This is a genomic window from Desulfobacter postgatei 2ac9, assembly GCF_000233695.2.
Taxonomy (GTDB): Bacteria; Desulfobacterota; Desulfobacteria; order Desulfobacterales; family Desulfobacteraceae; genus Desulfobacter; species Desulfobacter postgatei.
Map to the genome: position 1 here is coordinate 1,962,799 of NZ_CM001488.1, position 12,921 is coordinate 1,975,719.

General features: G+C 46.4%; 13 protein-coding genes. 8 read left to right on the plus strand and 5 right to left on the minus strand.

The window, feature by feature from the left end:
- Positions 1-85: 85 nt before the first annotated feature.
- The 5 genes from DESPODRAFT_RS21020 to DESPODRAFT_RS09005 all read left to right on the plus strand — a co-directional run bounded on the left by DESPODRAFT_RS21020 (position 86) and on the right by DESPODRAFT_RS09005 (position 4,285).
- Positions 86-607, plus strand: coding sequence for a hypothetical protein (locus DESPODRAFT_RS21020; protein WP_052314674.1), 522 nt, complete (start codon positions 86-88; stop codon positions 605-607).
- Positions 592-1,446 (plus strand): IS1380 family transposase, encoded by an 855-nt coding sequence (locus DESPODRAFT_RS21025; protein WP_052314677.1) that lies wholly within the window; start codon positions 592-594, stop codon positions 1,444-1,446. The genes DESPODRAFT_RS21020 and DESPODRAFT_RS21025 overlap by 16 nt, the downstream gene beginning before the upstream one ends.
- 321 nt (positions 1,447-1,767) lie before the next feature.
- A complete protein-coding gene (locus tag DESPODRAFT_RS08995; RefSeq protein ID WP_004072963.1) occupies positions 1,768-2,958 on the plus strand; it encodes a YkgJ family cysteine cluster protein in 1,191 nt (396 codons plus the stop codon).
- Between the two features lie 13 nt (positions 2,959-2,971).
- Positions 2,972-3,442 carry a hypothetical protein gene (locus tag DESPODRAFT_RS09000; protein WP_040015915.1) on the plus strand — a complete coding sequence of 157 codons (471 nt, stop codon included), beginning with the start codon at positions 2,972-2,974 and terminating at the stop codon, positions 3,440-3,442.
- 114 nt (positions 3,443-3,556) lie between these two features.
- Positions 3,557-4,285 carry a LysM peptidoglycan-binding domain-containing protein gene (locus DESPODRAFT_RS09005; protein WP_004072965.1) on the plus strand — a complete coding sequence of 243 codons (729 nt, stop codon included), beginning with the start codon at positions 3,557-3,559 and terminating at the stop codon, positions 4,283-4,285.
- Here DESPODRAFT_RS09005 and DESPODRAFT_RS09010 read toward each other — a convergent pair.
- From DESPODRAFT_RS09010 to DESPODRAFT_RS09030, 5 genes are read right to left on the minus strand one after another with little or no spacing between them, the layout of a single operon-like run.
- Positions 4,278-4,955 (minus strand): phosphoribosylanthranilate isomerase, encoded by a 678-nt coding sequence (locus DESPODRAFT_RS09010; protein WP_004072966.1) that lies wholly within the window; start codon positions 4,953-4,955, stop codon positions 4,278-4,280. The genes DESPODRAFT_RS09005 and DESPODRAFT_RS09010 overlap by 8 nt on opposite strands.
- Positions 4,956-4,960: 5 nt before the next feature.
- On the minus strand, positions 4,961-5,764 hold the full coding sequence (locus DESPODRAFT_RS09015) for an indole-3-glycerol phosphate synthase TrpC (protein ID WP_004072967.1): 804 nt from the start codon (positions 5,762-5,764) through the stop codon (positions 4,961-4,963).
- Between the two features lie 16 nt (positions 5,765-5,780).
- Positions 5,781-6,800: an anthranilate phosphoribosyltransferase gene (gene trpD, locus DESPODRAFT_RS09020; RefSeq protein ID WP_004072968.1), complete on the minus strand. Its 1,020-nt coding sequence runs from the start codon at positions 6,798-6,800 to the stop codon at positions 5,781-5,783.
- A 1-nt stretch (position 6,801) separates the two neighbouring features.
- Positions 6,802-7,371 carry an anthranilate synthase component II gene (locus DESPODRAFT_RS09025; protein ID WP_004072969.1) on the minus strand — a complete coding sequence of 190 codons (570 nt, stop codon included), beginning with the start codon at positions 7,369-7,371 and terminating at the stop codon, positions 6,802-6,804.
- A 6-nt stretch (positions 7,372-7,377) separates the two neighbouring features.
- On the minus strand, positions 7,378-8,865 hold the full coding sequence (locus DESPODRAFT_RS09030) for an anthranilate synthase component I (protein ID WP_004072970.1): 1,488 nt from the start codon (positions 8,863-8,865) through the stop codon (positions 7,378-7,380).
- A gap of 450 nt (positions 8,866-9,315) precedes the next feature.
- Between DESPODRAFT_RS09030 and DESPODRAFT_RS09035 the strand changes: the two genes are divergently transcribed.
- The 3 genes from DESPODRAFT_RS09035 to DESPODRAFT_RS09045 all read left to right on the plus strand — a co-directional run bounded on the left by DESPODRAFT_RS09035 (position 9,316) and on the right by DESPODRAFT_RS09045 (position 12,877).
- On the plus strand, positions 9,316-10,845 hold the full coding sequence (locus DESPODRAFT_RS09035; RefSeq protein WP_004072976.1) for a B12-binding domain-containing radical SAM protein: 1,530 nt from the start codon (positions 9,316-9,318) through the stop codon (positions 10,843-10,845).
- 11 nt (positions 10,846-10,856) lie between these two features.
- A complete protein-coding gene (locus tag DESPODRAFT_RS09040; protein WP_004072977.1) occupies positions 10,857-12,125 on the plus strand; it encodes a CinA family nicotinamide mononucleotide deamidase-related protein in 1,269 nt (422 codons plus the stop codon).
- A gap of 98 nt (positions 12,126-12,223) precedes the next feature.
- Positions 12,224-12,877 (plus strand): YiaD family glycine zipper/OmpA-like lipoprotein, encoded by a 654-nt coding sequence (locus tag DESPODRAFT_RS09045; protein WP_004072978.1) that lies wholly within the window; start codon positions 12,224-12,226, stop codon positions 12,875-12,877.
- Positions 12,878-12,921 lie beyond the last annotated feature (44 nt).

The following is a 12,921-nucleotide window of genomic DNA, read 5'->3' on the forward strand; positions in this document are numbered from 1 at the left end:
CTTTTTTAATTATAACATATTGAAATTTTAATATAAAATTAATACAATGGCATTAAAAAAACATTCACTTCGGAGGTGAAGACCGATGCCGACCACTATCAATGTAAAACATGGAAATGAAAACCTTGTCAGTCAAAGCGGATTGCTCCCTGTAGGTGCATTGCTTAAGTCGATTAATTTTGCCCAGCGGTTCAAAAATTTACCGGATGTACATTGTGTTGATCCTAATATTTCTCATGGAGAGATCCTTTCGTCCATGTTGGGACTTATTTGTGTTGGTAAGCCAGACTATATCGCTATTGAAATTTTCAGGCAGGATCCATTTTTCTTTACACAATCTCTGGGAATCAGCAATTGTCCTTCTCAATCAACATTGCGTGAACGCATTGACCTGATCGGGGAATCTGCCAATGAACTTATCAAGGAGGCTTCAGTTGAAATGATTCGAGGCAAAGCACCCGCCATTTCACCGGTTCAGACGAGTGTCGGCAATTATATTCCCTTAGATCTGGACGTTAGCCCTTTTGACAATTCAAAAACGAAAAAGAGGGAGTTTCCAGGACATACAAAGGCTGTGATGGCTATGCACCAATGTTCGGATATTTAGGAACTGAAGGATACTTAATCAATGTAGAGCTTAGAGAAGGCAGCCAGCATTGTCAAAAAAACACCCCGGAATTCATTCAAGAAATATTAAAATTAACCAGGCAGATTACCCAGGAACCTCTTCTTATCCGTCTTGATTCAGGAAATGACAGTCAGGATAATTTTGAAGTAATAAAAACATGCGAAGGTGTTGATGTCTTGGTTAAGCGCAATTTACGTAAAGAATCTTTGGATGGTTGGCTTATCCTGGCCCAGAATACTGAAAGCGTTAGATTGATTCGCTGTGGACACAAAAGTGTGTGGGTCGGGCAAACAACTGTTGACCCAAAAGGGCGGGCATTGCCACGTCCGATTGTCTTCAAAGTGACTGAACGATATGAAGAAAAAGGGGAGCCCCTGCTTTTTCCCACAATTGAAGTCGAGACCTATTGGGTTACCATCGCCGGGCTGAGCCCCCAAGAGGTCATCAATTTATACCATGATCATGGAACCAGTGAACAATTTCATTCAGAAATCAAAAGTGATCTTGGGTTAGAACGCTTCCCCAGTTGCCGTTTTAGCAGCAACAGCCTGATTCTCCATCTTGCTCTTTTGGCGTATAACATTCTTAGAATCATAGGCCAAATTAGCCTTGAGGAGCAGGATGAGAACAATCTTCCGATCAACCGTAGAAAAAAAGTCTCACGAAGGAGGTTAAGAACAGTTATGCAGGATTTAATGTATATGGCTGGCCGTTTAATATATAGTGGTCGGCGGTGGAGCATTTCATTTGGTAAGATCAACCCGTTTGCCCAATTGGCTGAGAACGTATTGTACCGGTTACGTTGTTCTCCAGGATAAGCACATTATTGGGTAAAAAATCGGGATGGAGAAGTTATGCGCAGAGCGCTAATGGTGAACTGTGCCTATCTGGCGTGATTTGACCATGGGTAATCAAGTATAGTTCAGTAAAAAAATGGATTAGCTAAGATTGCTGGCCAATAAGTCATCAAATATGATCTTGGGTCAGGGTTTGCAGAGGCCAAGCCTCAGCAGATTTTTATGTATCAGAGCGCAAGGGTTGGCTAAGCAAATTTTATGCCGGGAATCCAGGATTAAGTAAGTTCAGACAGCCTTTTGGTTTGGTACAGAATCCTCTCTGTCTTACATTGGAGAGGATATATGAGAGCAATCATAGGCGATTCATGCCAAAATGCATTCAAAGATATTCTGGAAGACCATTTTCGGGAAAAAATTTACAACGGTTTTATAAATGACGCGATTCTTCCCGTGTTAAAAGAGGTCATGGCATACGCCCATGATATTGTCGACGCCCTTGAAAGTTCGAATAAAAGCCCTGATGTGGCTTGCGGGCCAGGCTGCAGTTACTGCTGTCATTCCCAGATACATGTGCTGCCCATTGAATCCTTGCTTATTCTGTCCTTTATCAATGAATGTTTTACCGGAAAACAGACTCTGCTGCTCATGGAGAAAATCGAACTGCGGCTTCAACGGACCCGGGGAAAATCCATTGGCCTTCTTTTCTCAATCAAGGATGAGCTGCCTTGTATTTTTTTAGAAAACGGCATGTGCAGCATTTATAAGGTTCGCCCTTTTATCTGCCGTGCATGGAACAGCATAGATTCATCGCTTTGCAGAAAAATTTTTAATTCGGGAAAATTTGATGATGAAATTGAATCTTCTTCTGCCAGAAATTTTGTATTTGAATCCTCCAGATCGCTTTTTACAGATATTGCCGGGCAGTTGAAACTTGAGACAGCTCCCTTTGAAATGACGGGGGCTCTCTTCAACTGTCTTAAAGCAACTGATCCATTACCGTTGTGGCTTTCAGGACAAGATATTTTAAATGTAAATACCCAGTTGGGACCTGCATCATCACAGGTTGATTCATTGAGTGATTGTCGATCTTTTGACCTCCATTCGGATAGAGCTGCTCAGACATTACCGGTATCCCGAGAACAGGAATACATCAATTATTTTTACGGAAAGTACAAAAGTCGCCTTGCCGGGTATGGATATGCAGGAACTCATTCCCGGGTCCATTCGTTTGTTTTTCAAAATGTTTATGGAAAGCCCATTGGTGCCGTCGCATTGAATGAGGTTGGTACCCAAAGCAGGACCGTCCATATCCATCATCTAAAGGCTTTTGTTCTCCAAAGCGGTAACGGAACACTGATGCTTGTGGAGTTGTGCCGGAAAGCGGACTGTTTTAACGTCCGACTTAGTGCCAACCCCGCCTTCACCCCCAATGACAAATGTTCGAACAGCGATTTCAAGGTGTTGAGTGAGTGGTATGAACAATTTGGTTTCAAAGGGGATTCAGATTTGTGCCGGATTCCCAGACAAGGATAGCCGGATCTTTAAAATGATCACAGTAAACGCCGGGGAAAATAATTTTTTAAATCAGCAGATTCCAAGATTCAACAATCGGTTTTTACTCACCTTTTCCAGGGACGACACCTGTCTGGAATATTTTCTTTGCAGCAGACATACAGGAAAGCAGATTTCAAAAACGCTGATTGTTTCCCATGAAGTTTTTTCAGGCAGCCTCTATGTTTCCAGATTTTATCCGGAATTATACAGGCAGATAAACTGCAAGTACTTGTCAGCCGCCTGCTTTTATCTCATGGTTCATCATGCCGCAAGTGCCTTTCAATTGTTTGATAAATGCCGGGTCAATCTGGAAACCGATAAGGCCGTTTTTTTACAATTTTATGCCAGGCTCCAGGATTTCAATTTTTATATCCGGTATGCCAGACCGGTCGATAAGGTGTACTTGACAGGCAACTATCTGAAAAATTTGCTGTATACTGATTTGGTCCGACCAAATGTATAAACCGTATTCTTATACGATGAAATTATATAAACGTAAAATTATTGTTTGGGCTTGAAATAACAAACTGAAATGCTATTAAAAGGCATTAAAATATTTTTCTCCAGGAGCCGACAAATGAAACAGAAAACCACCCCTGAATCCAACATTTATACCACAGACAAAGAGACAACCCAGGAAAAAAATGAACCCGGGGTGTTCACCATCGACCGAGGCACCTCATTGATGAAAAAAAATGAATTTAACATGATTATTATCGCCGCCCTGGTGGTTACAATCCTGGTTTTTTTCTTTTTTTTCAGGGGATCATCGACACAAAATAGCACTGAACAGGAAGCTGTTTCAGCTAAAGGGGAAGATCATATCGCCCCGGGTTTTGAAGATCGTATCTCAGCCCTTGAGATTGCTTTGGCAAAAATAGCATCCTCTTCGGCTCAGAATGAAAACCAAGCTGCATTACGGGCCGTGTCAGGCCTTGATCAACGGATCTCTCGAATTGAAACGGCAGTCAACCTGAAGCTTGATGTTCTGATTGAACGTGTGGACAAACTTGAAGGCCGATTAAGAAAGGTGGCTGTTGTTGCCTCGACGCCTCCTCCAAAAAAGATTGTCAAATCCGAGCCTAAAGTGAAGAAGTCTGCACCCGCGTCCGAGAAAAAGGTTCAGGTGGCAAAGAAAAACGCTGACAAACCAAAGAAGACCAACCAGTTTCATACGGTTCAAAAGGGTGAAACTCTGTGGTCGATTTCCCAGAAATATAAAACCAATGTGGAAGCCGTACGCAAACTGAATAATCTGACACCTGAGGATAAGATACATATCGGCAGTAAGTTATTGGTCAGATAGAAACAGATTTTGCAGCCCTGACAAAGGCTTTTACCTTTGCAATATCCTTAATGCCCTTTGTTTTTTCAACACCTGAAGAGACATCTACGGCATAGGGATGTATCCTCGCAACCGCATCCGCCACATTTGCCGGGTTAAGCCCTCCGGCCAGCATCAAACGCACTTTTTTTGCCATGTCAAGGGCCTGGTTGTAATCCCAGGTTTCTGCATTGCCTCCGGGAAGTATCCCTTTGCCGTACTCAGCCAGACAAAAATCAGCGGATGGATATTTTTCTGTGTCACAAAGCTTAGGAGGTTTTGCTGCAAAAAAAGCTTTGGTTACCACAAGGTTTTGGGCGGATAATCGTTCAGCAAGATCAGGTGGTTCTGCGCCGTGCAGCTGCACGATTTCAAGTCCGCAGGCAGAAACGGTCTGCATGATCGAATTATAGGTTTCGTTGACAAACACCCCGCAGGCCGGCACGCCTTTGGGAAGGGCCCGGGCAATTTCCCGGGCTTTGGCTGTGCTGACATGCCGGGGGCTTTTTTCAAAAAAAACAAGCCCAATGATATCCGCGCCGGCTTTCACGCAGTCAAGTGCATTGTCCACAAGGGTCAGGCCGCATATTTTTACAAGCACACGGTGCCTTTGGGCGGGTATCTGCCATATGGGTGCGGGAATTTGAGCCATGGCCGTTAATCACCCTCTTCGTTGAGGCCAAGAAGGGTTTTGATAAACCGGGCCGGATCCTTTGAACGGACAATGCTCTCTCCCACAAGGAAATTGAAAATACGGTTTTCAATGCCGGCTTCAATGCCGGGGCGACCGGAAATGCCCGAGGCCTCCACGGGGATGATTTCATCGGGAAAAATTTTTGCCACACGTTTTGCCACACTTGTGTCCACCTCAAGGGTCGCAAGGTTTCTGTTGTTAATGCCCACCACCCGGGATTGGGCTTTGTATGCCTGTTCAAATTCAAATTCTGAATTAATCTCCACCAGCGGTTCCATGCCAAGTTCCCGGGTAAGAAGGGTCAGTTCTGCCTGCTGGGCGGGATCAAGCAGGGTGGTGATCAAAAGAACCGCAGACGCCCCTGCCTTTTTGGCTTCATAAATCTGGTATTCGGAAAAGATAAAATCCTTTCGAAGTACGGGCAGATCTGTGTTTTGACACACAAGTTCAAGATCGGACAAGGTGCCTTTAAAGTACTTTGATTCCGTAAGCACCGATATGGCCCTTGCCCCGCCCTGGGTGTAGGCCCCGGCATAGGCGGCCACGTCAAGATCAATTTTGATATCTCCCTTGGAAGGGGATGCTTTTTTGACCTCGGCAATGATACCGATCGCTTCACGGGTTGAATCTGCCATGGCATCAGCAAAAGAAGCCGGGGTAGGGGTGTGTTCGGCATCATGGCGAATGGCGGTTAAGGGTACTTTGCTTTTGGCCTGGTTTATTTCTTCTTTTTTTACATCAACAACAGCGTTGAGAAATCCTTTCATTTATCTGCCTTTCCGTTTAAGCGTTTTCCTTGGTATAATCCGCCAGCAGCTCAAGTTTTTCCATGGCAGCCCCTGTTTCAATCGATTTTAATGCCATTTCAATCCCTTTTTCAATGGTCGGTGCGGCATCTGCGGCTACAAGGCCGGCGCCTGCATTGAGTAGGACGATATTCTGTTTCGGGCCCTTTGCCCCGGACAGAATGGCCCGGGTGATGGCGGCATTGTGTTTTGCATCGCCACCCAAAAGATCCTTGGGGTCGGCGTATTCGTCAAAATAGGTCAAGGGATCCACATCATAGGTTTTAATCATGCCGTCATTGAGTTCCGTCACCCGGGTCAGGGTTGTGGTGGTCATTTCATCCATACCGTCATGGCCGTGAACCACAAAGGCCTTTTCCACACCCAGCAGATTTAATGCCTTTCCAAACATTTCAGTTAGTTCCGGTGCATATACCCCAAGGATTTGACATGAGGCGGCTGCCGGGTTGGTTAATGGTCCGAGCATGTTGAAAATGCTTCTGATCTTACACTCCATACGGGCTTTCATGGCGTACTTCATGGATCCGTGGTACAGGGGCGCAAACATGAAACCAATGCCGATTTCGTTGATGGCCTCTTCCACAATTTCAGGGTGCACACTTAAATTAATTCCAAGTTCTTCAAGTACATCCGCAGATCCGCATTTGCTGGTGATTGACCGGTTGCCGTGTTTTGCCACGGTTATGCCCGCGCCTGCAATGACAAAGGCCGTTGTGGTGGAGATATTAAATGACCCGGAGGCGTCACCGCCTGTGCCGCAGGTGTCAATGACCTTTTTGGCAAGCGTTTGAACACGAACCGCCTTGGTCCTCATGGCCCGGGCTGCACCTGCCAGTTCCTCAAATGTCTCCCTCTTTGTGGCAAGGGCTCCCATGAATGCCCCGATCTGGGCTTCGGTGGCCTGTCCTGAAAAAATGATGTTCATCATGTTCGCCATCTGATCTTGGCTGAGATCCTGTCCGCGTACTATGGTATTCAGGTACGTTGTAAAATCCACATCATGCTCCTTTGATAAAGTTTCTGATCAGCCGTTTTCCCACGGTGGTCATGAAAGATTCCGGATGGAATTGAACTCCCTGGGTGGGGTGCTCTCTATGTCTTATACCCATGATTTCACCGTCCAGAGTTCTGGCCGTCACTTCCAGACAGTCTGGCAGGTCCGATTCCTGAACCGCCAGGGAGTGGTAACGCATCACATTAAAGGGCTTGTTGATGCCCGAAAAGATGTGTTTGCCGTCGGCTTGCACCACGGATGTTTTGCCGTGCATAATGGACTTGGCATGGATAATGGTGCCGCCAAAACTCTGGGCAATGGCCTGATGGCCTAAACACACCCCCAGTATGGGGAGTGTCCCGGACAGTTTTTGAACAAGTTCAAGACAGATGCCTGCATCCTCAGGCCTGCCCGGCCCCGGTGAGAGGATGATTGCATCAAACCCTAAGCCGGCAAGCGCTTCCACACTGATTTTATCATTTCTGAAAACCTCTGCCTGTGCCCCTGTATGCAGCACATAATGCACCAGGTTAAAGGTAAAGGAATCATAGTTGTCTATTATTGCGGTTTTCATATCTTACTATCCTTTTGGGCTTTGTGACAGAGCAAGTTTCAATGCCATCTCAACACTTTTGGCCTTGTTGATACATTCGTTCAATTCGGTTTCAGGGTCTGAGTCGTAGACAATGCCTGCCCCTGCCTGGACGGTTAACGTGTCGTTTTCCATGACAGCGGTGCGGATGGTAATGGCAAAATCCATGTTGCCGGTAAAGGAGATATACCCGGCAGCACCGCCATAAACACCCCTTTGTCGTTTTTCAAGCTTTGCTATGATCTCCATGGCCCTGATTTTGGGCGCACCGGACAAGGTGCCTGCCGGAAAGGTGGCCTTGAAAAGATCAAAGGCGTCACAATCCTCTTTTAAATCACAGGTGATATTAGAGACCAGGTGCATGACATGGGAATAGCGTTCAATGACCATGGTGTCCGTGACCTGGACCGTGCCGGCCTGGGCGACCCGGCCAAGATCATTTCGGCCCAGATCGATGAGCATCACATGTTCTGCCTTTTCCTTTTCATCATTGAGCAGATCATCGGCCAGGGCCCGGTCTTTTTGTTCACTGTTGCCCCTGGGCCTTGTGCCTGCAATGGGTCGAAGGGTTGCCACCCGGTTTTCAAGGCGAACCATGGTTTCAGGGGAAGATCCTGCAATGACCCGGTCCGTGAAGTTCATGAAAAACATGTATGGTGACGGGTTGATGTAGCGCTGGGCCCTGTAGATCAGTACGGGATCGACCGTTGTTTTGCATGAAAAGGGCTGGGAATATACCGCCTGGAAAATATCTCCCTCTACAATATGCGCCTTGATGGTTTTAACCCCTTCCATATACTCTTCGGCCGGTGTTTCCGGTGCAAGCTGTGTATCGACAACGTGGGCCGCCGTCCTGGGAACAAGCGGTTTTCCTAAATCCCTCACAAGCGTGTCAACGTTATTCCTGGCATTATCATAGACCGTGGCCGGATCATCTGTTTTGGACAGGTAACAGATATTCAGGCAGGTCAGGGTCTGTTTGATATTGTCAAAGATGATCATCTGTTCGGGAATAATAAAATGGCCGTACGGGGTGCCATCGGGCAGGGAAACATCAATATTTTCAAAAAAAGAGACCATCTCATAGGCAAAATAGCCGGTAATACCGCTCCAGAATCGCGGTAAATCAGGGATATCGGCAGGGGTGAATCCTTTGATAACGTCCCGCATCACGTTTAAAGGATCATTGTCATGTGCGATTTTTTGGGTGTCGTGGCGGGTTGTCACAAGCACATGGGTTTGAAAAATTTTAATGTGCCCAAATGCAGACACACCAAGAAAACTGTAACGCCCCCACCGTTCACCGCCTTCCACACTCTCTAAAAGGAAGCACGCTTTGTCCTTTTCATAGCATTTCTGTAGAATGGATACGGGTGTATCACTGTCTGCAAGTACCCTCGTGGCCACAGGTATGACATTGGCGGATTGAGCAAGTTTGATGAATTGGTCTTTATCCGGCAGTCTGTCTAATATCATTAAAAAATCCTCACAAAATATTTAAAATAAAAAAAAGGCTGACATGGGTGTTGTCAGCCTTGGGTCCGCAACAGCCATGAAAGTTAGTGAAAGCTGCTGCAGCGATATGTCACAAGAATCTAAAACATCTTTGATAACCGGTGCAACAGCCATTGCCATATTGGCCAGGAATGCCAGCGCCACAAATTTAGTTTCTGATGGGTTGCAAAAGTTTTCATAGGTGCCCTTACTCTATATACGTTTTTTAAAGGCCAAATTAAATGGTTTTAATAACGGTGTCAATAAAAATGTTTCTATTGGTAGAAACAAAATTTAAAACCTATAAATTAAGACCGGACAAAGATGAAAAAAAGCTGGCACTATTGGACACCGGCATTTATATATTGAATGTTTTAATTTGGATGCATCTTAAGTTTCATGATTTATGATATTGGTTCAGGACTGATTTAAATGCTTTTGATTTTCCCCCCTGTGGCAAAACCTTGTGAACCCCCGGCCGGCATTGCTCTTTTGTCTTCCGCATTAAAGGAAAATGGTATTGACTGCAAATGTGTTGATGCCAATGTGGACGGCCTTTTGTGGCTGATCAATTCTGTTGGCAAAGACAAGGCAACCGATTCCTGGACCCGTAGGGCTTTGAAAAACAGGGCAGCCGTTTTAAATGATCTTCGCAGCTCTGATCTTTACACCAATTTTGACCGATACCACCAGCGGGTCTATGACCTGAACCGGCTGGTGGCGGTATCCGTGGACCGGTCAAGATTTAGAATCAGCTTAAGTGATTATTCAGATAATCAGCTCTCTTCGGTGGACTCAAAGGCCCTGCTTGACAGTGCCGCATTATACCAGGAAAACCCCTTTTTCCCATATTTTGAAGAAAAACTTCGCCCCGTGATAGAAGGCTGGGATCATCCCTGGATCGGTATCTCCCTTTGCTATCTCAATCAGGCCTTGGTCAGCTTTGCCCTGGCCGGGTGGATCAGAGATAACTTCCCGGGTAAAATACTTGTCATGGGAGGAGGATTGATCTCTTCCTGGATGAGTCGTCCTCATTTTAACAACCCGTTTTCAAGCCTGGTTGATCACCTGGTTAAAGGGGAGGGAGAATCTGCTTTGCTCGCATTACTTGGTAAGCCCGGCATTGAGAAAAAACATTATGTGCCGGATTACGGGTTTGCCGATAACCATGATTACATTGCGCCGGCAAAAATTTTGCCTTTTCGGGGTTCCATCGGGTGTTACTGGCGCAAGTGCCGGTTCTGCCCTGAAAAGGCTGAAACACGTCCCTATTCAACCCAGCGGCCCGATCGGGTGCTTGGAGACCTTGACCTAATGGCTCAAAACCACCATCCGGATGTTGTGCATTTTATAGACAATGCCATAACGCCTGCGTTTCTGCGTACACTTTCCAGACGGACGTGTGCGTTTAAGTGGTACGGCTTTGTCCGGTTTGAAAAGGATTTTGCAGATCCTCTATTTTGCCGGGCGCTTAAGCAAAGCGGATGTGAAATGCTTAAACTCGGGCTTGAATCCGGTGATCAGAAGGTTTTGGAGGATATGGGAAAGGGGACGGATCTTGAGCTTGTGTCAGCCACCCTTGCCAATCTTAAAGCTGCAGGCATTCTTACTTTTGTTTACCTGCTCTTCGGCACCCATTATGAAGATGAGGCTGCAGCTTACCGCACTCTGGATTATATCAAGACCCATAAATCCGATATTGACTATTTGAATCTGTCCGTGTTTAATTTACCTAAGTTCAGCGAAGATGCCCAGGGGCTTGTTACCCAAGAATTTTACCATGGAGATCTCTCTTTATATCTTAATTTTGAACACCCATTGGGCTGGACCCGCCGTAATGTGAAATCGTTTATTGATAAAGAGTTTAAAAAGCAGCTGGGAGTGGGATCCAGGTTTAGAAAAAATCCGGCTTTTTTTTCATCAAACCATGCCATGTTTTTTAATCATATAGAAGAATTTTAAAGGAATTTGTCATGATTAATGGCCATGTTCTATCCACCGGAAACGAGGTTCTGCTTGGTGATATTGTGGATACCAACAGCGCATTTTTATGCCGGCAGCTTAAAAGTTCAGGAATAACCGTTATAAAAACAACGGCTGTGCGTGATGATATGGCAGCCATTGTACGGGAGATTCAAAGCATCGCATCTGCCGCAGATATCTGTGTGATGACAGGTGGCCTCGGACCGACACCCGATGATTTAACGGCTGCGGCCTTGGCTGAAGCTGCGGGGGTGAAAATTGAGTTGGATACCGCAGCCCTGGAGTCCATGAAAAAGTATTTTGATAAACGCGGGTTCGATCTTACCCCCGCCAATGAAAAACAGGCCATGCTGCCCAAAGGCGCAAAGTTTCTGGAAAATCTTCATGGTACGGCTCCCGGGATTTCCATGACCATCAACAAGTGCCGTTTTTTTTGTATGCCCGGTGTCTCCCGGGAAATGGAGCGGATGTTTGATTTGAAAGTGAGACCCAAATTGTATGAAATGACCGGTCATGCCGGTGAAATCCAAATCATCCGCCTGATGCTGTTTGGCATGCCTGAATCAAGGGTTGGACAGATCCTTTCAGGTTTTGGGCTGCAGTTTCCCGAAATTCATTTGGGTTTCAGGGTCAGATTCCCCATGATTGAGGTGAAGTTGTCCCTGCTTAAAGAGGTCGTGTCCGATTCCGAAGAGGGCATGGATGGCGCCAGGCAGATGAAGCAGGCCAAACTATGGGTGATGGAACAGCTTGGATCTATAGTCATTTCAGACCAGGGGCTGACCCTGGCCCAGGAAGTGGGGCGGCTTTTGAAAAAGTGCGGGCAGACGCTCAGTGTGGCTGAATCCTGCACCGGCGGACTTGTGGCTCACCTGATCACGGATGTGCCGGGCGCCTCTGACTATTTTTTGTTTTCAGCCACCACCTATGCCAACTCCGCCAAAGAAACAATTCTTAACGTCTCCCGGGAAACCCTGGAAAAAAATGGGGCGGTGGATGAAACCACTGCCCTTGAAATGGCGATTGGCGTCAGAACAGCCGGCGGGTCAGACTGGGCCGTGTCTACCACGGGCATTGCCGGCCCTTCCGGTGGAACCGAAGCCAAACCTGTGGGAACCGTATGCATTGGGGTGGCAGGTCCGTCGGGGTCGAATTCCCAAAGGTTTCTGCTGGATCGCGGAGACCGTGAGCGCAACAAACAACTGTTTGCCGCCATGTCCCTTGAGATGCTGCGCAGGGAACTTGTGAAAAACTATTGAAGACTAAATATTATACCTTTTTACAAACACAACGTGCTGAAGCACTGTTTTTTTTCCAAGCCCGAAGGCTTGGTTTTCCACACCTTAAGGGGGGTTTTATGAAAAAATTGATTGTCACGGGTGTTGTTATTGTTTTATCGGCCGCTCTTTTTTCATGCGCAACCATGCAGACGAATCAGGAGAGAGGAACGGCTGTGGGGGCAGGTACCGGCGCAGCCGTCGGCGCCATTCTAGGCCAGGTCATTGGCAGAGACACGCAATCCACACTTATCGGTGCTGGTATCGGTGCTGCCATCGGCGGGCTTACAGGTAATCAGGTCGGTAAATATATGGACCTGCAGGAGCAAGAGTTGCGACATGCAGTTGGCGCTTCCGAATCGGCAAGTATAGAGCGTGAGCAGGATATTTTAAGGGCAACCTTTAAAGAAGAAGCTTATTTTGATTATGACTCAACTCGTTTGAAACCAGGGGCATATTCAGAACTGACAAGGATTGCGGACATTTTAATCAAGTATCCCCATTCCCGCATTGAAGTAGCCGGGCATACTGACACCAAAGGTTCGGAAGAGTATAACCAAAGATTATCAGAACGAAGAGCGCAAGTTGTCGCAAACCAATTAATTGACAACGGCGTTTCAGCCCAAAGAATCATGGCCGTGGGTTATGGGGAGTCCCGGCCAATTTCTTCCAATGACGCAATGAATCGTCGCGTAGAAATCATTATTAAGCCGGTAGTGGAAGGCTCTTTTTAACTACATAAAAAATATTTCAGATGGACACTTTGTGGCTGATGTTA

What these genes read in the sequence shown, in the direction of transcription:
- DESPODRAFT_RS09025 (WP_004072969.1), bottom strand. Translation starts at nt 7,371, where the DNA reads ATGAAAACCGCAATAATAGACAACTATGATTCCTTTACCTTTAACCTG.
- DESPODRAFT_RS09010 (WP_004072966.1), bottom strand. Translation starts at nt 4,955, where the DNA reads ATGGCTCAAATTCCCGCACCCATATGGCAGATACCCGCCCAAAGGCAC.
- DESPODRAFT_RS21025 (WP_052314677.1), top strand. Translation starts at nt 592, where the DNA reads ATGTTCGGATATTTAGGAACTGAAGGATACTTAATCAATGTAGAGCTT.
- DESPODRAFT_RS09015 (WP_004072967.1), bottom strand. Translation starts at nt 5,764, where the DNA reads ATGAAAGGATTTCTCAACGCTGTTGTTGATGTAAAAAAAGAAGAAATA.
- DESPODRAFT_RS09040 (WP_004072977.1), top strand. Translation starts at nt 10,857, where the DNA reads ATGATTAATGGCCATGTTCTATCCACCGGAAACGAGGTTCTGCTTGGT.
- DESPODRAFT_RS08995 (WP_004072963.1), top strand. Translation starts at nt 1,768, where the DNA reads ATGAGAGCAATCATAGGCGATTCATGCCAAAATGCATTCAAAGATATT.
- DESPODRAFT_RS21020 (WP_052314674.1), top strand. Translation starts at nt 86, where the DNA reads ATGCCGACCACTATCAATGTAAAACATGGAAATGAAAACCTTGTCAGT.
- DESPODRAFT_RS09000 (WP_040015915.1), top strand. Translation starts at nt 2,972, where the DNA reads ATGATCACAGTAAACGCCGGGGAAAATAATTTTTTAAATCAGCAGATT.
- DESPODRAFT_RS09045 (WP_004072978.1), top strand. Translation starts at nt 12,224, where the DNA reads ATGAAAAAATTGATTGTCACGGGTGTTGTTATTGTTTTATCGGCCGCT.
- DESPODRAFT_RS09035 (WP_004072976.1), top strand. Translation starts at nt 9,316, where the DNA reads ATGCTTTTGATTTTCCCCCCTGTGGCAAAACCTTGTGAACCCCCGGCC.
- DESPODRAFT_RS09005 (WP_004072965.1), top strand. Translation starts at nt 3,557, where the DNA reads ATGAAACAGAAAACCACCCCTGAATCCAACATTTATACCACAGACAAA.
- DESPODRAFT_RS09030 (WP_004072970.1), bottom strand. Translation starts at nt 8,865, where the DNA reads ATGATATTAGACAGACTGCCGGATAAAGACCAATTCATCAAACTTGCT.